This is a genomic window from Microbulbifer celer (assembly GCF_020991125.1).
In the GTDB taxonomy this organism is placed as follows: Bacteria; Pseudomonadota; Gammaproteobacteria; order Pseudomonadales; family Cellvibrionaceae; genus Microbulbifer; species Microbulbifer celer.
Genome location: NZ_CP087715.1, coordinates 2267405 through 2289963 on the forward strand (window position 1 = coordinate 2267405; position 22559 = coordinate 2289963).

A 22559-nucleotide genomic window follows, 5' to 3' on the forward strand; every position below is an offset into this window, starting at 1 on the left:
ATTTATTGCCATTATTGCCTTAAGTGTAGCAGATAATAAATAACATTCCGGACCCGATTGCCCGTGGTTCCTACTCAAGTGCAAACCGAGGCCACGTTTGACATCCACTGAACCGAACAACCTACTTGCGGAAATCAACAGCCAGTACAGTGTATTGGAGATATTTACCCTGGCAGTAACCAATCGCCAGCAATCACTCCAGCATTTCCAGCCGGCCACCATCCAGGTAATACATAGCACCGACAATTTTCAGCTTTCCTTCCTTTTCCAGCTTACTGAGCACATCGCTTTCGTCGCGAATCTGCCCCATTGCGCGTCGCACATTGGTGGCGGCAACAAGATCCACAAACTCCGCATTTTTACCCGTACGATCGCCATCGTATTGCGTGGCTTCGACTGCGGGCCTGATTTCTTCCAGCAATCCCGTAAGTTTGCCCAACTTAACGTTATCGATAGCGCCTTTGACTGCACCGCAGGCACTGTGCCCCATCACCAGTATCACTTTGGCCCCCGCTGCGGCACAAGCAAACTCCAGGCTACCGACAATATCGTCATTACAGATATTGCCCGCAATCCGGGTGTTGAATGACTCGCCCAGCCCCATGTCCAAAAGAATCTCTGCGGGCGTGCGGGAATCAATGCAGCTGAGAATGGCGGCAGCCGGAAACTGCCCGGTTGCACTGGCACGCTTTTGTGCCAGAAAGTCCTGCTGTTGCAACTTTCCCGCGCGGAAGCGCGCATTTCCCTCTTTCATCATTTTGATGATGTCATCGGGGGTCATGGCATCCCGCTGCTCTTTGGTGAGTGCTGCGGCAAGGCTGACACCGGAATAACCCATCAGACCCGTACCGGCTGCCAATCCCGCAATACCGGCACCCAGCACCCCCCTGATTACCTGGCGGCGACTTGCTCCTTTCTCGTACCCGGGGTGAGCACTGGACTTACTGCGGGCAGATGAATGAGGGGTCGAGCGATTCGGTTCATTACACATAGTCAAGTCCGCTGAAGTTGCTGATGGCACAGTGAAAGCGACCAGCATAATGGTGGTGTCGAGTTATCCTCAGAAAAGTAGGTACTGTGTGAGGCGTCAATCTCAGTCTAGACGAATTTCGCGACATGCAAGAACGGAGCAGCCCCGGAGATCCGTAATGTTGTTCACTTAAGCCACCAAGTGGCGGTGGTACTGCCGGGCCCGTTTAGCCCGCCAAGGGGAAGAACCCCGTCACTCTCCCCCGCGTGCAGATAAGGTAAAATCGCCGCATCTGTAACCGAGGAGATTTTCCAATGAAACACTATTGGCTACTGGCGGGAATGCTTGCGCTGACTGGCTGCCAGAATATGGAAGCGGTGTCCCCCTGGCTCGAGGTGGGCAACCAGGTGGCCAAAAACGCCGGCTACGATACCGACTCCCGCCTCGCCGGCGGTATCAAAGAAGTCCTGCACACCAGCACCGACCGCGCCAGCGCCAGCCTCTCGCAAACCGGTGCCTTCCGCCTGCGCCTACCCGCCTCAGCACGCCCGGCGGCGGACACAATGCGCCAGATGGGGTTCGGCGCCTACGTGGACCAGTTGGAAAACGCCATGAACCGCGGTGCAGAACAGGCCGTTGTGGAAGCTGCGCCGGTATTCAAACAGGCCGTCACCAGCATGACCGTCACCGATGCCCTCGGCATTGTGCGCGGCGGCGATACCGCCGCCACAGATTACTTCCGCGGCCACACCGAAACCACCCTGCGCCAGCGCTACCAGCCGATTGTGGAAGCCAGCCTGCGCAAAACCGGCTTCTATGATCAATACGAGGAAGTACTGGCAATCTATGAAAAGCTGCCCATTGCTAACAAGCCTAATATGAACCTGGAGAGCTATGTGATCGACAACAGCATGACCACACTTTTCAGCCGTATCGGCCAGGAGGAAGCACTGATCAGGAAGGACCCGGTAGCCCGGGGGAGTGTTTTGATCGGGCAGGTATTCAGAGAGTAATCTGACTGGCACCAGCGGGCTGCTGCCCCAGCTCGCAGCCCTTGTCCATTTCCTTCCACAAACGCCTGCTCGGAATGTTGTTACTTAGCAAAACTCTGCGCGTCCGGTAGCGACACTGCCACTGTGTGGCTTCAGTAAACAGCACTCCCTGTGAACCGGACCTTTGGGTTCGCCCGCAAGCAGGCCCCATCAGAGAGAAGCGGACCTTTAGCGCTTCCGCCCCAGCAGACTCTGTACCGGATACAGTAATTGGCCCAGGTAACTGCGCGGCAAACGTACGGTTGTACCGTACTCCGCCGGCCAGTGTTCCTCCGGCATATGGTAGGTATTGAAGACACGATCAAAAAGTACCGTATGTGCGGAGTAATTGGTATCGATAGCGGGCTTTTCCGAGCTGTGGTGCCAGTGGTGGAATTGCGGCGTCACGAAAATGTACCTCAGGGGGCCGAACGAGAAGCGCAGGTTGCAGTGAATCAGAATCGCCTGCAGCGCCGCAAAAGCAACATAGATATCCAGCGCGGCCTGATCCGCACCCAGTAGGTACAGGGGCACCATTACCATCGCGCGCTCTGAAAACACCTGAATAAAATGCCCGCGCGATCCGGCCAGCCAATCCATGCTCTCCACCGAATGGTGCACCGCGTGCACCGGCCAGAGTACTCGCACTTCGTGATACAGGCGGTGTTCCCAATACAGCACAAAATCAGCACAGATAACGATCAGACATACCTGAATTAACAGCGGTACTGACTGCACCGCCTGCTGCACACTCTCACTCACCGCCCAGTGAAAGTGGCTTGCGTGGTAGTTGCCATAGATCAGGATGGCTGAGATCATCAAATGATTGAAACAGAAATAGAATAGATCCAATCCCCACTCATCCCGCAAAATCACCTGATTGCGATATTTGGGAAACAGCTTTTCCAGTGTCATAAATACACCCACGGAACCGAGAAAGGCAAGAATCAACCAGTCGACGCCCAGTGACAGGCGCACTGGCTCCACAGGCCCCACCGGAATGTCGTAGCCACCGAGTAAAAACCCCAACACAGTCAACCCAATACCCGTAATGCCCATCCGTTTGCGGCGATTCAGGAAAAACGTCAACAAACCGAAAAACAGGGAAAAGTACATCCCGTACTTGAGAAGCTGCTGGAGAAATTCCGCATCATAGACCTGACGCAGCTCAATGGTCGTCAGGTATGCAGGATAACGGTAAGCAAGTACCGCCAGTAAACTCAGGGTACCGAGTGTAATCGACAGGTACCCACTGATTTTCCCCTCCCCAAACCGGAACTCGCTGTTTCGATCCAGCGGTACCCGCCGCTTTTGGTATTGATATTCTGTTTCCATCTGACTTCCCTGTTGAAGCAATAACACTGTCGATTGCGCGAAATAGTACTACCGACCTGTGACTCGATACCAGTTTGTTACTTAACACCGGTGCGGGGATGGTTTAAGTTTCCCGCCCAGGCCGACAGGCCCTGACGCACCGATAAGAACGATTGAGTAACCCGCTGTATGAATACACTTTTAACATGGGCACGTGGTTTGGCAGGCAGTCTGGTAAGCGGCTTGGTTATTGCCTTCTGTGCCACTGCTTCCGCGGCCGCCAGCTACCAACCGCTCAACGAGACTTGTGATGGACTCCCCAAACTCCCCGTCGGCACCATGCCCGGCACCTGTCTCGGTCTGCTGGCAAGCGCCCGCTCCGGCGCAGACTTTATCAAACCGCGCAAAGCGCTGGAGTTACCCCGGAGCAACCAGATTCTGGTTACCGACATGGGCGGCTGGAGTGGGGGCAAAGGGATTCTCTGGCTACTTGAATTCAGTGACGGTAGCTATAATCGCGTGCAAGGCATCCACAAACTCGCCACAGGAATGAACCTGCCCCACGACATCAAGCTGGGCCCGGATGGGCGAATCTATGTGGGTGAAGCCAACCGGATAACGCGCTTCCGGCTGCGGGGTAATCAGATGGTTGACCGGGAAACCGTGGTCGACAACCTGCCCTACACCCCAGGCAGCCACCTGCATCCCCTCACCAGTTTTGTCTTTCTGCCCGGTGGTGATCTGCTGGTAAACGCCGGCTCAAAAACCGACGACTGCGGCCTGAGCTCCGTTTCGCAAACCTGTGATGAGCTGGACACCACCGGCCTCCGCCACTATCGCTATCAGCCTGACAGCAATGCGTGGGACAGCGACTTTACCCTCTACGCCAGCGGTCTGCGCAACTCCGTAGCCCTTGTCGTACACCCTAGCGGCACCGTACTACAGGGAGAGAACAGCACAGACTTCAAAGACGCCGAGGAGCCCTACGAGGAAATCAATGTAATCCAGCCCGGTGGTTTCTACGGCTGGCCCTACTGCTTCAACCGGCGCCTAAGTGTTGGCCAGGGGATCGACCAAGACACCAGCGGCTGTGATCGCGCGGACTACATCGAGCCTTATAGCCTGATGCCGCCCCATGTTGCGCCACTGGATATGCTCTATTACGACGGCGATTTACTGCCGGCACTGAAAAATCAATTACTGGTCAGCTGGCATGGCTATCGCGTGGTTGGCAACAGGCTGGTCAGTTACGCCACTTCAGCGGACGGACTGCCACAACTGGTCAAACACGTCCGCTTCAACCGCGACCCCATCGCTCCCGCCCGAACGTTCACCACACACACGATGGCGCCGCGCGGCGGTTCGAGTGCCGATGCACAACACCGGGAAGTGATCAGTAAGTGGAACAAGGTGGACGGACTGAGACCGGAAGGTGCGCCCGTCGGTTTGTTGCAACTGCAGGACGGATCTCTGTTGATTGTCGATGACAAAAACCCTGCTCTTTTGCGTCTGTCCCGAGGACAGGCTTACGCAGATACCCAGGGAGATCAGCAGCTCTCACAGATCGACGGGATCCACTTCGACGGTGCGGCGCGCGAGCTATTGCTAAATAACTGCACTGGTTGCCACCTGGAGCTGCAAAGCAACCCGGGAGAACTGTTGAACCGGAAGGACGGTTGGCTGCAACTGAAAGGTGGTACCACCCTCCTGGAGCAGAAGCTGACCAGCGAATCTGGATTTATGCCACCAACGGGCCAACTGGAAAGTACCGAAATCGCCACTATTCTGGCATCAGTGGCTGAGCGCGACTGACGTTGCACGTCCATTGATTATCAACATATTGCCCAGACATAAAAAAACCGCTCGATTGAGCGGTTTTTTTCGAGCCAGCGATGATTAATCGACAAACACCCGAGCATTGCGGAACAGACGCATCCAGCCGGAATCCTCTTCCCAGTCGTCCGGGTGCCAGCTGTTGCTGACAGCGCGGGCAACGCGTTCCGGGTGCGGCATCATGATGGTGACGCGACCGTCTTCAGAACACAGCGAAGTGATACCGTTGACCGAGCCATTGGGGTTGGCCGGGTAGGTCTCGGTAATTTCCTGCTTGTTGTTCAGGTAGCGCATGGCGATGGTGCCGGAGTCTTCACAGGCTTCCAGTTGCTCCTGGCTGGCGAACTCCACCCGGCCTTCACCGTGCGCCACCGCAACCGGCATGTAGGAACCGGCCATGCCCTTGAACAGTACCGATGGAGAATCTTCCACGCCCACCAGCGCGAAACGCGCCTCGTACTGTTCAGACAGATTGCGCACAAAGCGCGGCCAGTGATCGGCACCCGGGATCAATTCCTTGATCACGGAGAACATCTGACAACCGTTGCACACGCCGAGACCGAAGGTGTCCTTGCGGTTAAAGAAGCCGGCAAACTGGTCGCGGGCACGATCGTTGAACAGGATGGTCTTGGCCCAGCCTTCACCGGCGCCGAGTACATCGCCGTAGGAGAAGCCACCACAGCCAACCAATCCCTTGAACTGATCGAGTTCAACACGACCGGCGAGAATATCGCTCATGTGGACGTCAATAGCATTGAAACCGGCGCGGTGGAAGGCGTGCGCCATTTCCACCTGGCTGTTGACGCCCTGCTCGCGCAGGATCGCGATCTTCGGACGCACACCCTTCTTTATATAAGGCGCGGCGATATCTTCATTGATGTCGTAAGAAAGACTGACAGACAGGCCCGGATCTTCCTTGACGCTTTTGGCGATGGCATCAAATTCCTGCTTCGCGCAATCGGCATTGTCGCGCAGGGATTGAATACGGTAGCTGGTTTCACTCCAGATCTGTTGCAGCTCGGCACGGCTGCGATTGAAGATCTCTCTGTCTTCACGAGTGATACGCAGGTGTTCGTTATCGTTCAACTCACCGATCCGGTGTGCGGGCACACCGACAGAGGCAAAACGCATCGCCAGCATATCCGCGTCGGCGGTAGGCACCTGCAACACAGCACCCAACTCTTCATTGAACAGCGCGGCGATCGGGTCTTCACCCAGATCGAAGATCTCTACATCAATACCCACACGACCGGCAAAACTCATCTCCGCCAGGGTGGCGAAGAGGCCGCCGTCAGAACGGTCGTGGTACGCGATGACTTTCTCTTCTTCCAGCAACTCCTGCATGATTTCGAAGAAGCCCCTGAGGCGCTTGGCATCGTCCAGGTCCGCCGGGGTATCACCCAGCTCACTGTAGACCTGGGCCAGACAGGAGCCGCCCAGGCGGTTTTTACCCGCACCCAGGTCGACAAGCATCAGTTCGCTCTCGCCTTTACGCATTTTGCGCAGCTGCGGGGTCGCCACTTTGCGCACGTCAGAGACTGGACTGAATGCGGAGATCACCAGAGACAGCGGCGCGGTTACCGCCTTGTCCTCACCGCCATCATTCCAGGCGGTACGCATGGACATGGAGTCCTTGCCCACCGGAATGGTGATACCGAGATCCGGGCACAGCTCCATACCCACCGCTTCCACGGTGCGATAGAGCTTTTCTTCTTCCCCCGGATGGCTGGCGGCGCACATCCAGTTGGCGGAAAGCTTGATATCGGACAGCTTGCTGATCGGTGCCGCGGCGATGTTGGTAATCGCTTCACCTACCGCCAGACGGCCGGACGCGGGCGCATCCAGCAGCGCTACCGGGGTACGCTCACCCATGGACATGGCCTCACCCTTGGTGCTGTCGTAGGCCACGGTAGTTACCGCGCAGTCTGCCACCGGCACCTGCCAGGGGCCGACCATCTGATCCCGGGAGACCTGACCGGTTACGGTGCGGTCGCCGATGGTAATCAGAAAGCTTTTGCTGGCCACGGTAGGCAGGCGCAATACGCGTTCTGCCGCTTCGTTCAGGTCGATCTTGCTGGTATCGAACGCCGTGGTCCTGGCTTCTACTTTCTCCGCCACACGGTGCATCTTCGGCGGCTTACCGAACAGCACAGACATGGGCAGGTCTACCGGCTTGGCGTCGAGCTGCTTGTCGTTCAGGGTCAGGTGCTTCTCGTCGGTGGCTTCGCCGACCACTGCGAACGGCGCGCGCTCGCGCTCGCAGATCTTCTCGAAGCGCTCCAGGTCCTCCGGCATCACTGCCAGCACATAGCGCTCCTGAGATTCGTTACACCAGATCTCCAGCGGGCTCATGCCCGGCTCGTCGGAGGGCACATTACGCAGTTCGAAATTGCCGCCGGTGCCGCCGTCTTTGACCAGCTCCGGGAAGGCATTGGAAAGACCACCGGCGCCCACATCGTGGATAAAGGCGATGGGGTTCTTGTCGCCCTGCTGCCAGCACTGATCAATCACTTCCTGACAGCGGCGCTCGATTTCCGGGTTCTGGCGCTGTACCGAGGCGAAATCCAGGTCTTCGGAGCTGGAGCCGCTGGCCATACTGGAGGCGGCGCCGCCACCGAGGCCGATCAGCATCGCTGGGCCGCCCAGTACGATCAGCTTGGCGCCGGGCTTGAATTCCGGCTTGTCCACGTGCTCTTCACGGATATTGCCGTAGCCGCCGGCGAGCATGATCGGCTTGTGGTAGCCCCGGCGCTCGCCGTTGAAGTCTTCTTCAAAGGTACGGAAATAGCCACAGATGTTGGGACGACCGAATTCGTTGTTAAACGCGGCACCGCCGATGGGGCCCTCGATCATGATGTCCAGCGCAGTAACGATGCGCTCGGGCTTGCCGTAGTTCACTTCCCAGGGCTGCAGGGCACCGGGGATCTGCAGGTTGGATACGGTAAAGCCGGTCAGGCCCACCTTGGGCTTGGAACCGCGGCCCACGGCGCCCTCGTCGCGGATCTCGCCACCGGCGCCAGTGCCGGCGCCGGCAAACGGCGCAATCGCGGTGGGGTGGTTATGGGTTTCCACCTTCATCAGCAGGTGGATGGCTTCCTGGCTGAAGCCGTACTCTTTGGTGACAGGGTCCGGGTAGAAGCGGCCCGCTTTGTGGCCGACCACCACCGCGGCGTTATCCGCGTAGGCAGACAGGACGCCTTCACCGCCCTTCTGGTAAGTATTCTTGATCATACCGAACAGGGAGTGCGGCATCTCCTCGCCATCGATGGTCCAGCTGGCATTGAAGATCTTGTGACGGCAGTGCTCAGAGTTCGCCTGGGCGAACATCATCAGCTCCACATCCGTGGGGTTGCGCTCCAACTCTTCAAAGCTGGTCAGCAGATAATCAATCTCGTCATCCGCCAGCGCCAGGCCCAGGCCCACATTGGCCCGTTCGAGGGCTTCGCGGCCGCCATCCAGCACGTCGACGGTGCCCATTTCACGGGGGGCTTCCACCTCAAACAGCGCTTCCGCTTGTTCCATCTGCGAGAACACGCTCTCTACCATGCGATCGTGCAATAGCGCCGCCAGATCAGCCCGTTCAGCTTCAGTTAATTTGACGCCGGCAATATAGAAGGCCAATCCCCGCTCCAGGCGGCGCACCTGGGTGAGACCGGCATTGTGCGCGATGTCTGTCGCCTTGGAGGACCAGGGGGAAATAGTGCCCGGACGCGGAACCACGAGCAGCAGTTCGCCTTCCGGCGTGTGCTTCTCTTCAGTGGGGCCGTACTGAAGCAATCGCTCCAGCAGCACCTGGTCCTGATTATCCAGCTTGGGGCTGTCGGCAAAGTGCACATACTCGGCATACACCTCCTGAACCGCTGGGTTCAGGGCGCGGAGCTGGGAGAGCAGTTTTTGATGGCGGAATTTCGACAGTGCGGGAGCACCACGCAGAACTTGCATCGCGGGAGTTGGCCTCTTGTCATGATTAGAGCGCCTGCGTACCGGAAGCGTACGCAGGAACACCGGGATTCGGAGCGCGCGCATTGTACCCGAAGCGCCGCCACTCCAACACTGCCATTAAAGGTCCGGCTATGTACAGGAGGTAAGTGTAGGGGTTTATGCATTGAAACGTAGCGCCCCCGAACACACTCAGATGGGAAAACAAGGTACGCCGAGACAGGGTAAACCCCTTGAAATCGCGCTAATACAGCGCCTAGCGCTCCTGCATCAACTACACTGAAAGGTGCAGCAAAACAAGCCGACGCATCACAAAAGAGCCACGAAGTAACGCACGCCAATCCACTCAGATTGGTCAGACGCACGGGATATGGGGTAAAATTGCGGCGCTTTCGTCACGACCTGATCAAAATTTAGCCTCCCGGCTTATCAGGCACCAAGTCAGGTACCAAGGCAAAGCATTCGAGCGAGGTGCAACGGATCGCACCCGCAGCAGAGTAACCATCCTGGCCAGGAATCCGGCGCCAGCACTCTGCGTATAAATAACGCTAACGAATGGATTCGAGGGGACCGCCTATGATCATGAAAAGCCGACTGTTGCGCTACAGCCGCCGCCTGGTAAAGGGCGTCGCGCTCGCCTGTTGCGCCTCCCTGTTGGTGGCCAGTAAGGCGCCCAGCACGCTGGAGCAGGTAAAGGCTGCCGGCAGGCTCGTGGTCCTGTCCCAGAACGGCCCCACCACCTACTACGAAGATGCCAACGGCCACTACACCGGGTTTGAGTACGGCATGCTGCAGGCATTTGCCGATGAGCTGGGCGTGACGCTGGAAATTCGCGACGTACACGACCTCTCCCACCTGTTTCTGGAGCTACAGAACCCGGACTCTGGCGCCCACCTGGCGGCTGCGGGCCTTACCGTCACCTCCGAGCGCCGTGACCAGGTACGCTTTGCCCCGTCTTATTTTGAAGTGCGCCAACAGGTCATCTACCGCCTGGGCGAAGCCCGCCCGCGCAGCGTAGCGGATCTGGCCGGTAAAACCATTGCCGTCATTGCCGGCTCTGCACACGCGGAAAAACTGCGCAAACTGGCGGTACGCTACCCGGACCTGCAGTGGAAGGAAATCTCCGACGTCGATGCCATGGAGCTGGTAGAGATGGTCAACGAAGGCGAGTACCACTACGCGATGGTGGATTCAAACGCCTATGCGGTGCACCGCGGCCTGTATCCGAACACCCATATCGCTTTCAACCTGACCCAGTTCCAGCCGGTCTCCTGGGCCTTCCCGAAAAGTGATGACGACACGCTCTACCGCGCCGCGCGCAACTTCATGCTGCGAGCCAACACCAGCGGCCTGGTGGCAGAGCTGCGAGAGCTCTACTTTGGCCACGTCAGCAAGATGAATGTGGGCGGTGCCCAAACGTTTGCCCAGATGACCCGCGAACGCCTGCCCCGCTGGCGGGAAGAGATGGAGCGGGTCGCCACCAGTTACGACCTCGACTGGGAGCTGCTGGCGGCGCTGAGTTATCAGGAATCCCACTGGAACCCCCGGGCCAAGTCCCCTACTGGAGTCCGCGGCCTGATGATGCTCACCCGCGCTACCGCCCGCGAAATGGGCGTTAACCGCCTGGATCCGATCGAAAGCATTGAAGGTGGCGCGCGATATTTCATCCGTGTACGCGACAAGATCCCCGCGCGTATTCGTGAGCCGGACCGCACCTGGATGGCCCTTGCAGCCTATAACGTCGGTTACGGCCACCTGGAAGACGCCCGCGTACTCACCCAACAACTGGGCGGCAACCCCGACCGCTGGTCCGACGTGCGCAATCACCTGCCGCTGCTGGCCAAGCGCCAGTACTACAAGCACCTCAAACACGGCTACGCCCGCGGCTGGGAGCCGGTGACCTATGTACAGAACATCCGTCACTACCAGGCGCTGCTGACCTGGAACAACCGCATTGAACAGCAGCGTCTCGCCGCCGCCAATGATGCCGGCGAAGCTATCGCCGATGCTAATCAGGCGGAAACCGGCGCCTCAGCTTCCGCCCTCTGACCTTCCCGCTACAGGCGGGAAGCCCCGCCTGTAGCGCTGCCACGTCGCCCCTCCTCTTTTCGTCACTCACCGCGCTGGCAGCCACAATGCCAATTTTTTTTCGGAAGTGGATCCACATTCCGTGCAAGTCGCAAAAATCATCCTATGCTTACAGGCAGGCCGGTCTTGACCTCAAGCAAATGCTCTTGCGCAAAAATGCCCGGAGCAAACACAATCCTGAACATCCACAACGGTGAGCAAAGCGAATATGTGTAAAGAAGCCCCTACCCGTCACTTACTGATCATTACATTGGCATCCATCCTCGCCCTGGCAGCCTGTGACAGGAAATCGGAAACCCACGATCCCGATACGCAACCAACCGACACACCAACCAGTGATCAATCGATGGACGACACCGTCGTCATCGATGAAAACGACACCTCCGACGACACCACGGGAAGTGACGACAGTAACACCGGAGCAGCTGCTGCCACCGGAGACAGTGACGAGGTACTGATCTGTACCAAAGAATGGTTTGAGTGGGTAAACAACCAGGTACTGGCGACCAGTAGCGAAATGATTGCAGAACAGTACCCCACAGGGCTGCCGGACGTTGGCAGCGATGAGTGGTTTATGGCCGTGGACAAACTGACCGGCGGCGACGGCGCTCATGGCCCGGACGGTGGCAGTGATGAATGGTGCATGATGGTCCAACAGCGGTTGCAGAAAACCGAGTGAACCTGTCTGCTCGAGCGTAAAACTGCACAATCTGCAGATTCATACACTCCTGAACCAAGAGAATCCGTATGAAAATGATAGGAACCTTGTCACCCTTAGCCCCGTTGGCCGCCAGTGTATTCATCGCTGTCGGCAGCCTCGGGCTGCTCGCCACCAACGCCAATGCCGATGGAAAGCCGCCCGCCGGTGCCATGGCACTTTCGATGGTATTGACCAAGCTGGAACAGCAGGGCTATACACCGATCACCGACGTCTCGCTGGAGCGCGGACTGTGGGAGGTCGACGCCTACAAAAATGGCGAAAAGTTCGATCTGAAAGTGGACCCTAACAGTGGCGAAGTGAAATCCATGAAACGCGATAAGGATTGAATGTCCCCGCCCGATTTACTTCAACAACTACAGGTATTGCTCGGTCGCGACAACGTGGTCACAGATCCACAGCGCACCGAGCACTACCGCACAGGGTTCCGCTCCGGCGGCGGTCCCGCACTCGCGGTCCTGTTTCCACGCACACTGACCGCCATGTGGCAGGCACTGCAAGCCTGCGTCGATGCCAATGCCATCATTATCATGCAGGCCGCGAACACCGGACTGACCGAAGGCTCAACCCCCAGTGGCGAGTACGATCGCCCCGTCATCATTATCAATACCCTGCACATGGACAGCATTCACCTGTTGCAGGACGGAAAACAGATAGTCAGCCTGCCCGGTGCCACACTGCACGCACTGGAAAAAATCCTCGCACCCCTCAGGCGTGCCCCCCACTCCGAAATCGGCTCATCCTGTCTCGGCGCCTCCATCATCGGCGGTATCGCCAACAATTCAGGCGGCGCCCTGTGTCAGCGCGGCCCCGCTTATACCGAGCTGTCGATGTACGCGCGAGTCAATGAGGTGGGAAAACTGGAATTGATCAATCACCTGGGGCTCGATCTGGGGGAAACACCGGAAGAGATGCTGCGCAATCTGGACCAGGGCAAGTTTCTCCCTGGAGATACTCCGGCTGCCGGCAAAACGGGCAAACCGCCGATGGCTTCCGACCGGGAATATGTAGCGCGGATTCGCGACGTGGATGCAGACTCCCCCTCCCGTTTCAATGGCGACCCCCGCAGACTGTATGAATCCAGCGGATGTGCCGGGAAAATCGCTGTATTCGCGGTACGGCTGGATACCTTTCCGGTACATCAGAAGACCCAGACGTTCTACATCGGCAGCAATGATCCCGCCGTATTTGCCCGCCTGCGACGCGGATTACTATCCGAGCTACCGGAACTGCCGGTACTCGGGGAATACCTGCACCGGGACATGTTCGATCTCGCCGCCCGCTACGGTAAAGACAGTTTCTACATCATTGAAAAACTCGGCACGCGAAATATGCCGCAGTTTTTCAGCGCTAAAGGTAGGATTGATGCGTGGTTGGAAAAGCGCCGGTTTCTTCCGGCCTTTCTCAGTGAACGTATTTTACAGTGGGCCAGCAAACTGCTGCCGCAGCACCTCCCACGCAGAGTACTCAGGTACCGCGGAGCTTACACACATCACCTGATTCTGAAAATGGCCGATGACGGTATCGAGCCAGCAAAGCAATGGCTCAGCACTTTTTTCGATTGTGCGGAGAACAGCGGTAACTATTTTGAATGTACGGCGCAGGAAGCCGCAAAAGCCCTGCTGCACCGCTTTGTTTCCGCCGGCGCAGCCATCCGCTACCAGAACGTACATCACAAAGCAGTGGGGGATCTGCTGGCACTGGACATCGCCCTGCGCCGCAATGACATGGAGTGGGAAGAGCAGTTACCCCCAGAAATTGCCAACCTGCTGGAACGCCGGCTCTACTACGGACATTTCCTGTGTAATGTTTTCCATCAGGATTACATCCTGAAAAAAGGCGCTGACACAGACGCGGTAAAGCGCGCAATGCTGGCACTGCTGGACCAGCGCGGCGCCCGCTACCCTGCCGAGCACAACGTCGGCCACCTGTATCAAGCATCCGAGGCCCAGCGCCAGTTTTACCAACAGCTTGACCCCACCAACACCTTCAATCCGGGTATCGGGAAAACCGACAAAAACCGGCGCTGTTGCAACTGCGGATAACCGCGGAATCCCCCAGCATTCACGACGGCGACTAATTTCTTGGCATCTCACCCTCCCCACCTTATCAATACACTGATAATGGCAACTTGGGGAACACCATGCAGTTTGCCGCATCTGCCTCACTGCTCACCATCCTATTGGCGGGACTTGCCAGTGGCGTCAGCGCCCAGCAGCCCGGCCCATTCACAGCCGGGGATCTGGAGCCCTACGGCCCGGCACAAAGCCAGATTCCACAGCAGCTGTACGGCCCCGACCTCGATGGCAGCACGCCGTCGGAGATCGCCCTCAGCGCGGGCGCAGTGCAGGTGCGTTTGCGGCAACTGGGATTCCACTCTTTCAGCCAGATCCACTTCAGTGGCGGGTACTGGAATGTGGTGGCCATGTACGGCAACAAGAAACGCCAACTGACGGTGCACCCGGAATCCGGCGCCCTGCGTTCGGACCGGCCCTACTGCAATAATCGGTGTAATCACTATCAACTTGCGGATGAATTCTGATTCATCCGCCCGTCCAGCTCGCCCCCGCTACTGAAGCTGCTTGCTTAGAAAGTCGCTGACTTTTTCCGCCGCGGGCTCAAACCAGGGATCAAAAAGCCAGAAAGGGTGCGGGGTATCAGGAAAGGTCTTGACCTCGGTAACAATACCCGCCGCACGCAACTGCTCCCGGTACAGTGCCCTCCCGGCGTGAAACCGTGGATTGCTGCTGTTGACGAACAGGGTCGGCGGTGAATCGGCACCGGCATACTCCAGCGGCGACGCCTCCCGCCACAGATCCGGCACCTCCTCGTAGGTACCGCCGAACCAGTAGCCGGCGGCGGACGGATTCTTATGCGGGGCATTTTCGTGCTTGAGCGCCATGGGTGTGGTGAAACTGACCACACCATCGATATTGACGATGGCAGCGACGGTTTCGCATTCCCGGTCGCTGCCATCACTGTAGACCGGCAGCCCCGGTGTCACCCCCACCAGAGTCGCCAGCTGCGCACCGGCAGAAGCACCGAGTATGGCGATTCGCTGGCGATCAATCCCCAGCTCCTCCGCGTTGCGGTGCATCCAGCACAGCGCCGATTTGATGTCTTGTACCCCTGCCGGATATTTGGCTTCCATGGAGAGCCGGTATTCCACTGTCGCGGTTACAAAGCCCTGATTGGCGAGGTAGACGGCCATCGGCTCTTGCAGGGTTTTGTTGCCAGAGCGCCAGCCGCCACCGTGTACCAGTAAGACAGCAGGGCTCGACGTACCTGACCCGGGGCGGAACAGGTCCAGGCGCAAAGCCCGCTCATTAACCTGCCTATAAACGCGGTTACGCTCCACCAACACATCCTCTGCGGGCTGCTGACGGGCGATGGAGATATACGGACGGTACTTGCGCTCTTTTTCGTACGCGGCATGGATATTGAAGGAGTCATCTACCGGAAAATCGGCCTTTGCCAGCGCGATACCGGGGGCACAGACAAGGAATACCACCAGTGAGAGCAGCGGCAAAGCACTCCAGCACAGGGCGGTTTTCCAGTAAAACGACGGTGTCGCACCGTGTATGGGTATATCCAATAGCCGGCCACTACGTTCCCCTGTCATCGAGTGCTCTCCTTATTCTGTTGATGAGATTACACCTGGTTACCCAAAGCAGGAAACCGGACTGACCAATATTGTGCCTCCTAGTGCTCGACTCTGCTACTGTTTCGCGGTTTCCACCTCGCCACTTGTATCTGCCGTCTGTTCCACCGGTGCGCGATGCAGGATCAGGAAACCGGCTACTCCCGCAATCAGGGAAGCCAGCAAAACACCAGCCTTAGCCTGGATCAGCATTTCTTCATTGCCCGCAAAGGCCAGCTCAGAGATAAATATGGACATGGTAAAACCGATCCCGCCCAACAGGGCCACACCGATAATATGGTGGAAACTGGCAGACTTCGGCAGCTCGCCCAGTCCCAGCTTCCAGCCGATCCAGGTGGCGCCAACGATGCCGATCAGCTTGCCAAATACCAGCCCGCAAATTACCCCCAGCGTCAACGGATTAAAGACCGCGGTATAACTGGTAAAGCTATCGACGGGAATCCCGGCATTCGCCAACGCAAATATAGGCACGATCAGAAAAGCCACCGGGGTATGTAGCCGGGTTTCCATCCGTTGCAGTGGGGACTGCACCATCTGCACGCCATTGTCCAGCGCCCCCACGCGCGCCCGGAGCGCATCGTTGGCGATGATTTTATCGCCGGGACGGAAACAGCGATCAAAACTGCGGATGATATCTTTGACAAAGGTGCTGAACGCGACCGGGTCGTATTTCGGCCGCGCGGGAATCGCCATTGCAGTGATCACCCCGGCCAGGGTCGCGTGGACGCCGGTCACGTACAGCGCATACCAGAGCAATACCCCCATAAACAGATAGGCTGGAGCCTTGCGCACACCCGCCACTTTCAGCAGCCACATGCCCACCACAATGCCAATGGCCGCCATCAGCGCGGTGGTATTCACATCTTCCGTGTACCAGATTGCGATCACCAGGATCGCGCCCAGGTCATCCACAATTGCCAGCGCCACCAGGAAGGTGACCACCGCGCGGGGCACCCGGTTGCCCAGTAACGCGATACAGCCGACCGCAAAGGCAATATCCGTGGCCATGGGAATCCCCCAGCCGCGGGCTGCCTCGGTACCCCCATTGAACGCGATGTAGATCAATGCCGGTACCACCATACCGCCAATGGCCGCCAGGACTGGCAGCACTGCGTGTTTCATCTCTGCCAGCTCGCCGACAAGAAACTCCCGCTTGAGCTCCAGTCCCACCAGCAGAAAGAAGATGGCCATCAGCCCATCATTGATCCAGTGGTGGAAGCTCATGCTGAGCGACCAGTCCCCGAAAGAGTAGCCAGCGGGCATGTGCAGGATATGCTTGTATTCTTCTTTTAATCCTGTGTTGGCAATAATCAATGCCGCTATGGCACAGGCCATCAACAGTAGACCACTGCTGCTCTGGCGATGAATGAACTCCTCAAACGGGGTTACCAGGCGACCAAAGGCATTTTCCAGTGGTGCTTCAAAGACCTTGCCCTTACGGATCCTGAATTTGCTCAGAACGTTTTTCGCCATTAGATGACTATCCTTTTTCTTCGGCTTCTCAGAATGCAGAGCACAGGGTAGCATGGCCTTGGTTACGCCATTCAACCCGTACAATCCTGCCCATTTTAGATTCCCCCTGTCGGGAACCAAAGCACGACCAAAACCAACCGAGAGCAAAGCCAAGAGACCCCATGACCCGCCTGGATATCCTGCTTGTGCAGCAACAGCTGGCCAATTCCCGCACCCATGCAAAGAAACTGATTGATGCCGGCCGTGTATTTCTCTCCGATGGCCAGCAGTGGCGTCCGGCTGGCAAAGCCAGCCAGCCCGTGAGTGAAGAAACGCTTATCCGCGTCGAAGCATTACCAGAGGATCGCTACGTCTCCCGCGCCGGCCTGAAGCTCGCGGGGATACTCGACCATACCGGCCTCAATCCCACCGACTGGCATGCACTGGATGTGGGTTGTTCTACCGGCGGCTTCAGTGATTGCCTGCTGCAGCGCGGCGCCGCGCTGGTGGTCGGGGTTGACGTAGGTCGTGACCAGCTGGCCGAGAAACTCCGCAATGACCCGCGTATGCACCTGTTTGAGTCTTTAAACGCGCGTCACCTGAATGCCAGTCAGATTGCCCCTTATGGAGATGATGGTTTTGACGCCATTGTGATGGATGTGTCGTTTATTTCTCAGACGCTGATCCTGCCGCAGTTACCGGTATTGATGAAACCCGGGGGCCACCTGTTGAGCCTGGTCAAACCCCAGTTTGAGGTGGGGCCGGAGGGAATCGGCAAAGGGGGGTTGGTGCGCGATACCAGTTTGTATATCCAGGTCGAGCAATCCATCAGCGCACTGTGTCACAGCCTGGGTTTACAGGTACATGCCTACATCGACAGCCCAATCAAAGGCGGCGATGGCAATCGCGAATTTCTCCTGTGGGCACAAAACAAGACAGCGGGCAATTAGCAGACGCGGACCGGCCTGTTCGAGAACATGCACCGGTCAAGATCAGAGAATTTTTTCCAGCTTGGCCTTGAAGCCGGATTTCGCCACTTCCGTGGGAGAGGAACGCCGCGTGGGGCGCAATACGAGATTGCCATTGCAGTTGGGGCAATTGGCATTGAGTGCTTCGCTGCAGGTCGGGCAGAAGGTGCACTCGAAAGAACAGATAAAGGCATCGTCAATCAGGCCGAGACGCGTATTGCAGCGCTCGCAGGCCGGCTTCATTTTCAACATGTAGGTCCTTCCCGTAGTGATAGTTACCGGTGTCCGGGCGGGACATCCCTGGCCCGCCCGGACACCGTACAACCTCAGGACGCGTCAACCTGCTGATCGGTCCTCGCGGCCATAATGAAATCATTCTTGTGCAGACCGCCCGCTTCGTGGCTCCACCAGGTCACAGTTACCTTACCCCACTCGGTCAGCAGCGCCGGGTGGTGGCCCACTTCCTCCGCGATCTCGCCCACCCGGTTGGTGAACGCCAACGCCTGCTTGAAGTTGCGGAACTTGAACACCCGTTCCAGCTGCATTACGCCGTCCCGAGTTTTTGGTGTCCAATCCGGAATCTCGCGAATCAGCTCTGCCAGCTCGTCATCGCTTACCAGCGGTGCATCTGCGCGGCAGGCCTCACATTCCTGTTGTGCCAATTCGGTCATTGCAGTCTCCTGTATATAAAAACTGGTGATGCGATTCGTGGTACTCGGCCACAAATTCGCAGATTCTCAACTGTAATCGCCCCCCCGGAGGCGTACAAGGCGACCCGAGTCACACAAAACTTTGCTCTGCCAGGACGCGACTGGTGAGACAACTATGCTGAATACTGGTCAGTTCAAGGAAGCCACCCTATGTCTATTCACGGCAAGACAACTGCCGCCAGGCTGGCAGGCATTACTGCTCTGTTAGTGATCATCTGGAGCTGCGAACAGAAATCTGCGCCAGAGCCTGAACCACGGGGCGTCGAATCGCACATGTCGGATGATCTGACATCCACCACAGACGATAGCGCCCCTGCCAATCAGGAACGGAAGCTGGAAGCGAATACAGCCCATCCACCGAATACCCTCTCCCAAAAAGCCCTGGACAGGATCAGCGAACAGATGATCGAGCGCATGTGGCAGCTGTTCCCCACCTGGGCCATCCATACCGGGTACTATGACGTCGCCGATCAGCTGGCGGTTCCCGATACGGATCACCGCCGCAAGGTGCGCGCATTTGCCAACAGCTACCTGCATGAGTTGACCAAACTGAATCCGGCACAGATGGACGACGACGCGCGCACTGATCTCTCGCTCATCATCAGCTTCCTCAACAAGCTCATCTGGAAGCAGAAGACTTTCAAGAACTATGAGTGGGACCCGTCAATCTACAACGTCTCCCACGGCTTCGAAACCATTCTGAACACCGAATATGCCCCTCTGGATGAGCGCCTGCGGACTTTCAGCAAACGGCTTCAGAAAGTGCCCGCTTACTATGCGGCCGCACAGCAAAACATAAAGACACCGGCCGCCCCGCAACTAATTCTGGCCATTCAACAGAATGAAGGCGCCATGTCGACATTTGACGACGAGCTGAGGGAAAAGGTCGCAGCCAGCGGCCTGTCCAATGCAGAAAAGGACCAATTCAATCAGAGTATCGATGCCGCCCGCGAGGCAATCGAGGAATACATCACCTTTCTACAGATGTTACATGCCAAGCTGGAGAAAGAAGACGGTTTTCGGGATTATCGGATCGGTAAAAAACTTTATGCACAGAAATATGGCTATGACATTCAGAGTACGCTGAACCCACAACAGCTCTACGAGCTGGCGCTGAAGGAGAAGGGGCGGTTACACGATAAAATGGAAGAGCTCGCCGACAAGCTGTGGCCAAAAACCTTTGAAGGAGAGGAAGCACCGGAAGATCGGTTGGAGAAAATCCGCCAGATTCTGGAAAAACTGTCCCTCAATCACGCCACCAAGGAAAACTTCAAACAGAAAGTAGAAGAACAGATCCCCGAGCTGGCAGCGTTTGTCAGCGAACACGACCTCCTGTCTCTGGACAAAGAAAAGCCACTGCGCGTTCGCACCACACCACCGTACATGCGTGGCTTCTCAGTGGCCTCCATCAATGCCCCCGGTCCCTATGACAAGAAGGCAAACACCTATTACAACGTAATGCCCATTGCGGAAATGGAAGATGACACCGCTGAGAGCCTGCTGCGGGAATACAACACCTACCTGATGCAGGTGCTCAACATTCACGAAGCCATCCCCGGCCACTACACCCAGCTGGTTTATGCCAACGAGTCCCCCAGCCTGATCAAAAGTATCCTCGGTAATGGCGCCATGATCGAAGGCTGGGCGGTATACGCCGAGCGTATGATGCTGGAAGCCGGCTACGGCGATTTCCAGCCGGAACTGTGGATGATGTATTACAAATGGCACCTGCGCACGGTGATCAATACCATTCTCGACTATTCGATCCAGGTCAAAGGCATGCAGGAACAGGAAGCGCTGGACCTGATGATCAATCAGGGCTTTCAGCAGAGAGCGGAAGCGATGGGAAAATGGCGCCGGGCCACCCTGAGCCAGGTCCAGCTCACCAGCTATTTCGCCGGCTACATGGATATCATGACGCTGCGGGCAGATTACAAAGAGAAGCTGGGTGACAAGTTTGATTTAAAAACTTTTCACGAGAAATTCCTGAGCTACGGCAATGCACCGGTGCCGGTAATCCGGGAATTGATGATGGCGGAGGTCGAACCGAAATAAAAGCACAGCCCATCCACCGTTTTTTTCAATAAAAAACGGCCGCTTCATGCGGCCGATTTTCTTTACTGGTGAGTGGCGATTAAACCGCACCCTCTTCGATCTTCGCTTTCCAGATCACCGGGCCGGTGTTGTGCACCGATTCACCGTTGCTGTCCACGGCCACTGTCACCGGCATATCTTCCACGTCAAACTCGTAGATGGCCTCCATTCCCAGTTCCGGGAATGCGATGACCTTGGAGTTTTTGATCGCCTGGGCGACGAGATACGCAGCGCCGCCAACGGCCATCAAGTACACCGCTTTGTTATCGCGGATCGCATCAATGGCAATGGGACCGCGCTCTGCCTTGCCGATCATGCCCAGCAGGCCGGTCTCTTCCAGCATGGTGCGGGTGAACTTGTCCATGCGGGTGGCGGTAGTGGGGCCGGCGGGGCCAACGACTTCTTCGCGCACCGGGTCTACCGGGCCCACGTAGTAGATAAAGCGACCGGTCAGGTCTACTGGCAACTTTTCGCCTTTGGCGAGGATATCCACCATTTTCTTGTGCGCAGCGTCGCGGCCGGTAAGCATTTTGCCGTTCAGCAGCAGGGTGTCACCGGGCTGCCAGCTGAGTACGTCTTCTGCGGTCACTTCATTCAGGTTTACGCGACGGGTATTACCGCCCGCCTCGCGGGTAATTTCCGGCCAGTCTTCCAGTTTCGGTGGCGTCTGGCGCGCAGCGCCGGAGCCATCCAGGGTGAAGTGGGTATGGCGGGTGGCAGCACAATTGGGGATGATGGCCACGGCCTTGTTGGCAGCGTGGGTGGGGAAGTCTTTGACTTTCACATCCAGCACGGTGGTAAGACCACCCAGGCCCTGGGCGCCGATACCCAGCTTGTTGACCTTGTCGAACAGCTCCAGGCGCAGCTCTTCGGCACGGTTGGAGGCACCGCGCTCCTGCAGATCCTGGATATCGATCGGGTCCAGCAGAGACTCTTTTGCCAGCAGCATCGCCTTCTCCGCGGTACCGCCCACTCCGATACCCAACATGCCGGGCGGACACCAGCCAGCGCCCATCTTCGGCACCACGTCCAGCACCCAGTCCACCACGGAGTCGGACGGGTTCAGCATGGCGAACTTGCTCTTGGCCTCACTGCCGCCGCCCTTGGCTGCCACGTACACTTCGACAGTGTCGCCCGGCACAATTTCGTAGTGAATCACGGCCGGGGTGTTGTCACCGGTGTTCTTGCGGGCACCGTCCGGGTCTTCCAGGATGGAAGCGCGCAGGACGTTATCCGGATGGTTGTATGCACGGCGCACGCCTTCGTTGACCATGTCGGTCACGCTCATCTCCGCGTCCCACTGTACGTTCATGCCCACTTTCAGTTTCACGGTCACAATGCCGGTGTCCTGGCAGATGGGGCGGTGGCCCTGGGCACACATTCGGGAGTTGATCAGGATCTGCGCCATGGCGTCTTTCGCCGCCGGGTTGGCTTCTTTCTCATAAGCCTGGTTGAGGGCCTGGATAAAATCCTGGGGATGGTAGTAAGAGATGAACTGCAGCGCGTCGGCCACGCTGTCGATCAGATCGTCCTGACGGATAGTTGTCATTGCCGGCTCCGGTTGTCGTCACGTCTCGAAGGCGGCGATTTTACACGAAATAATGGCGGGTGTTGGATTGTGCGAATTGCACGAAAGAAAGATGGAATTGAGAACTATTAACAGGCGATATGGAAGCCATTTCTCAAAAAATACCCATATCTGAATACGGCACAGAACTTAGGGCGAAGGGGGCGATGACGGGTACGTGCTTCTGAGACCGTCTGCGGCCAGGACGGCCGCA

The 22559-nt window shown here is 57.4% G+C and carries 17 protein-coding genes; 9 read left to right on the plus strand and 8 right to left on the minus strand.

The window, feature by feature from the left end:
• Nucleotides 1-193 precede the first annotated feature (193 nt).
• Nucleotides 194-1039 carry a carbonic anhydrase family protein gene (locus tag LPW13_RS09515; RefSeq protein ID WP_329957889.1) on the minus strand — a complete coding sequence of 282 codons (846 nt, stop codon included), beginning with the start codon at nucleotides 1037-1039 and terminating at the stop codon, nucleotides 194-196.
• Between the two features lie 245 nt (nucleotides 1040-1284).
• On the opposite strand from LPW13_RS09515, the gene LPW13_RS09520 reads away from it, so the two are divergent.
• Nucleotides 1285-1983, plus strand: coding sequence for a DUF4197 domain-containing protein (locus tag LPW13_RS09520; RefSeq protein ID WP_230434910.1), 699 nt, complete (start codon nucleotides 1285-1287; stop codon nucleotides 1981-1983).
• Nucleotides 1984-2190: 207 nt separating this feature from the next.
• Here the strand turns inward: LPW13_RS09520 and LPW13_RS09525 are convergent, their stop codons facing one another.
• On the minus strand, nucleotides 2191-3336 hold the full coding sequence (locus LPW13_RS09525; protein ID WP_230434911.1) for a sterol desaturase family protein: 1146 nt from the start codon (nucleotides 3334-3336) through the stop codon (nucleotides 2191-2193).
• Between the two features lie 168 nt (nucleotides 3337-3504).
• Here LPW13_RS09525 and LPW13_RS09530 point away from each other — a divergent pair, with 168 nt between their 5' ends.
• The gene (locus LPW13_RS09530) at nucleotides 3505-5127 is read left to right on the plus strand and encodes a PQQ-dependent sugar dehydrogenase (protein WP_230434912.1); all 1623 of its coding nucleotides are present in this window, start codon (nucleotides 3505-3507) and stop codon (nucleotides 5125-5127) included.
• 84 nt (nucleotides 5128-5211) lie between these two features.
• Here LPW13_RS09530 and purL read toward each other — a convergent pair whose 3' ends face one another.
• Nucleotides 5212-9090, minus strand: a complete 3879-nt coding sequence (purL, locus tag LPW13_RS09535) for a phosphoribosylformylglycinamidine synthase (RefSeq protein ID WP_230434913.1) — start codon at nucleotides 9088-9090, stop codon at nucleotides 5212-5214.
• Between the two features lie 573 nt (nucleotides 9091-9663).
• Here purL and mltF point away from each other — a divergent pair.
• The 5 genes from mltF to LPW13_RS09560 all read left to right on the plus strand — a co-directional run bounded on the left by mltF (nucleotide 9664) and on the right by LPW13_RS09560 (nucleotide 14435).
• A complete protein-coding gene (mltF, locus tag LPW13_RS09540) occupies nucleotides 9664-11136 on the plus strand; it encodes a membrane-bound lytic murein transglycosylase MltF (RefSeq protein WP_230434914.1) in 1473 nt (490 codons plus the stop codon).
• A 247-nt stretch (nucleotides 11137-11383) separates the two neighbouring features.
• Nucleotides 11384-11854 (plus strand): hypothetical protein, encoded by a 471-nt coding sequence (locus tag LPW13_RS09545; RefSeq protein WP_230434915.1) that lies wholly within the window; start codon nucleotides 11384-11386, stop codon nucleotides 11852-11854.
• Nucleotides 11855-11922: 68 nt separating this feature from the next.
• Nucleotides 11923-12222, plus strand: a complete 300-nt coding sequence (locus LPW13_RS09550; RefSeq protein ID WP_230434916.1) for a PepSY domain-containing protein — start codon at nucleotides 11923-11925, stop codon at nucleotides 12220-12222.
• A complete protein-coding gene (gene dld / locus LPW13_RS09555; RefSeq protein WP_230434917.1) occupies nucleotides 12223-13938 on the plus strand; it encodes a D-lactate dehydrogenase in 1716 nt (571 codons plus the stop codon).
• Between the two features lie 98 nt (nucleotides 13939-14036).
• Nucleotides 14037-14435, plus strand: a complete 399-nt coding sequence (locus LPW13_RS09560; RefSeq protein WP_230434919.1) for a hypothetical protein — start codon at nucleotides 14037-14039, stop codon at nucleotides 14433-14435.
• 27 nt (nucleotides 14436-14462) lie between these two features.
• Here LPW13_RS09560 and LPW13_RS09565 read toward each other — a convergent pair whose 3' ends face one another.
• Nucleotides 14463-15515, minus strand: a complete 1053-nt coding sequence (locus LPW13_RS09565; RefSeq protein ID WP_230434921.1) for an alpha/beta hydrolase — start codon at nucleotides 15513-15515, stop codon at nucleotides 14463-14465.
• Nucleotides 15516-15611: 96 nt separating this feature from the next.
• The gene (nhaA, locus tag LPW13_RS09570) at nucleotides 15612-17027 is read right to left on the minus strand and encodes a Na+/H+ antiporter NhaA (protein ID WP_230434923.1); all 1416 of its coding nucleotides are present in this window, start codon (nucleotides 17025-17027) and stop codon (nucleotides 15612-15614) included.
• A 161-nt stretch (nucleotides 17028-17188) separates the two neighbouring features.
• Between nhaA and LPW13_RS09575 the strand changes: the two genes are divergently transcribed.
• Nucleotides 17189-17956 (plus strand): TlyA family RNA methyltransferase, encoded by a 768-nt coding sequence (locus tag LPW13_RS09575; RefSeq protein WP_230434925.1) that lies wholly within the window; start codon nucleotides 17189-17191, stop codon nucleotides 17954-17956.
• A gap of 42 nt (nucleotides 17957-17998) precedes the next feature.
• Here LPW13_RS09575 and LPW13_RS09580 read toward each other — a convergent pair whose 3' ends face one another.
• Both LPW13_RS09580 and LPW13_RS09585 read right to left on the minus strand, forming a co-directional pair.
• Nucleotides 17999-18226: a DUF1272 domain-containing protein gene (locus LPW13_RS09580; RefSeq protein ID WP_230434927.1), complete on the minus strand. Its 228-nt coding sequence runs from the start codon at nucleotides 18224-18226 to the stop codon at nucleotides 17999-18001.
• Nucleotides 18227-18300: 74 nt separating this feature from the next.
• Nucleotides 18301-18645 carry a 4a-hydroxytetrahydrobiopterin dehydratase gene (locus LPW13_RS09585; RefSeq protein ID WP_230434928.1) on the minus strand — a complete coding sequence of 115 codons (345 nt, stop codon included), beginning with the start codon at nucleotides 18643-18645 and terminating at the stop codon, nucleotides 18301-18303.
• 312 nt (nucleotides 18646-18957) lie between these two features.
• Between LPW13_RS09585 and LPW13_RS09590 the strand changes: the two genes are divergently transcribed.
• Entirely contained in the window at nucleotides 18958-20739 is a 1782-nt protein-coding gene (locus LPW13_RS09590; RefSeq protein WP_230434930.1) for a DUF885 domain-containing protein, read from the plus strand.
• Nucleotides 20740-20818: 79 nt separating this feature from the next.
• Here LPW13_RS09590 and LPW13_RS09595 read toward each other — a convergent pair whose 3' ends face one another.
• A complete protein-coding gene (locus tag LPW13_RS09595) occupies nucleotides 20819-22327 on the minus strand; it encodes a fumarate hydratase (RefSeq protein WP_230434932.1) in 1509 nt (502 codons plus the stop codon).
• Nucleotides 22328-22559: the final 232 nt, after the last annotated feature.

What these genes read in the sequence shown, in the direction of transcription:
- LPW13_RS09515 (WP_329957889.1), bottom strand. Translation starts at nt 1,039, where the DNA reads ATGCTGGTCGCTTTCACTGTGCCATCAGCAACTTCAGCGGACTTGACT.
- LPW13_RS09520 (WP_230434910.1), top strand. Translation starts at nt 1,285, where the DNA reads ATGAAACACTATTGGCTACTGGCGGGAATGCTTGCGCTGACTGGCTGC.
- LPW13_RS09525 (WP_230434911.1), bottom strand. Translation starts at nt 3,336, where the DNA reads ATGGAAACAGAATATCAATACCAAAAGCGGCGGGTACCGCTGGATCGA.
- LPW13_RS09530 (WP_230434912.1), top strand. Translation starts at nt 3,505, where the DNA reads ATGAATACACTTTTAACATGGGCACGTGGTTTGGCAGGCAGTCTGGTA.
- purL (WP_230434913.1), bottom strand. Translation starts at nt 9,090, where the DNA reads ATGCAAGTTCTGCGTGGTGCTCCCGCACTGTCGAAATTCCGCCATCAA.
- mltF (WP_230434914.1), top strand. Translation starts at nt 9,664, where the DNA reads ATGATCATGAAAAGCCGACTGTTGCGCTACAGCCGCCGCCTGGTAAAG.
- LPW13_RS09545 (WP_230434915.1), top strand. Translation starts at nt 11,384, where the DNA reads ATGTGTAAAGAAGCCCCTACCCGTCACTTACTGATCATTACATTGGCA.
- LPW13_RS09550 (WP_230434916.1), top strand. Translation starts at nt 11,923, where the DNA reads ATGAAAATGATAGGAACCTTGTCACCCTTAGCCCCGTTGGCCGCCAGT.
- dld (WP_230434917.1), top strand. Translation starts at nt 12,223, where the DNA reads ATGTCCCCGCCCGATTTACTTCAACAACTACAGGTATTGCTCGGTCGC.
- LPW13_RS09560 (WP_230434919.1), top strand. Translation starts at nt 14,037, where the DNA reads ATGCAGTTTGCCGCATCTGCCTCACTGCTCACCATCCTATTGGCGGGA.
- LPW13_RS09565 (WP_230434921.1), bottom strand. Translation starts at nt 15,515, where the DNA reads ATGACAGGGGAACGTAGTGGCCGGCTATTGGATATACCCATACACGGT.
- nhaA (WP_230434923.1), bottom strand. Translation starts at nt 17,027, where the DNA reads ATGGCGAAAAACGTTCTGAGCAAATTCAGGATCCGTAAGGGCAAGGTC.
- LPW13_RS09575 (WP_230434925.1), top strand. Translation starts at nt 17,189, where the DNA reads ATGACCCGCCTGGATATCCTGCTTGTGCAGCAACAGCTGGCCAATTCC.
- LPW13_RS09580 (WP_230434927.1), bottom strand. Translation starts at nt 18,226, where the DNA reads ATGTTGAAAATGAAGCCGGCCTGCGAGCGCTGCAATACGCGTCTCGGC.
- LPW13_RS09585 (WP_230434928.1), bottom strand. Translation starts at nt 18,645, where the DNA reads ATGACCGAATTGGCACAACAGGAATGTGAGGCCTGCCGCGCAGATGCA.
- LPW13_RS09590 (WP_230434930.1), top strand. Translation starts at nt 18,958, where the DNA reads ATGTCGGATGATCTGACATCCACCACAGACGATAGCGCCCCTGCCAAT.
- LPW13_RS09595 (WP_230434932.1), bottom strand. Translation starts at nt 22,327, where the DNA reads ATGACAACTATCCGTCAGGACGATCTGATCGACAGCGTGGCCGACGCG.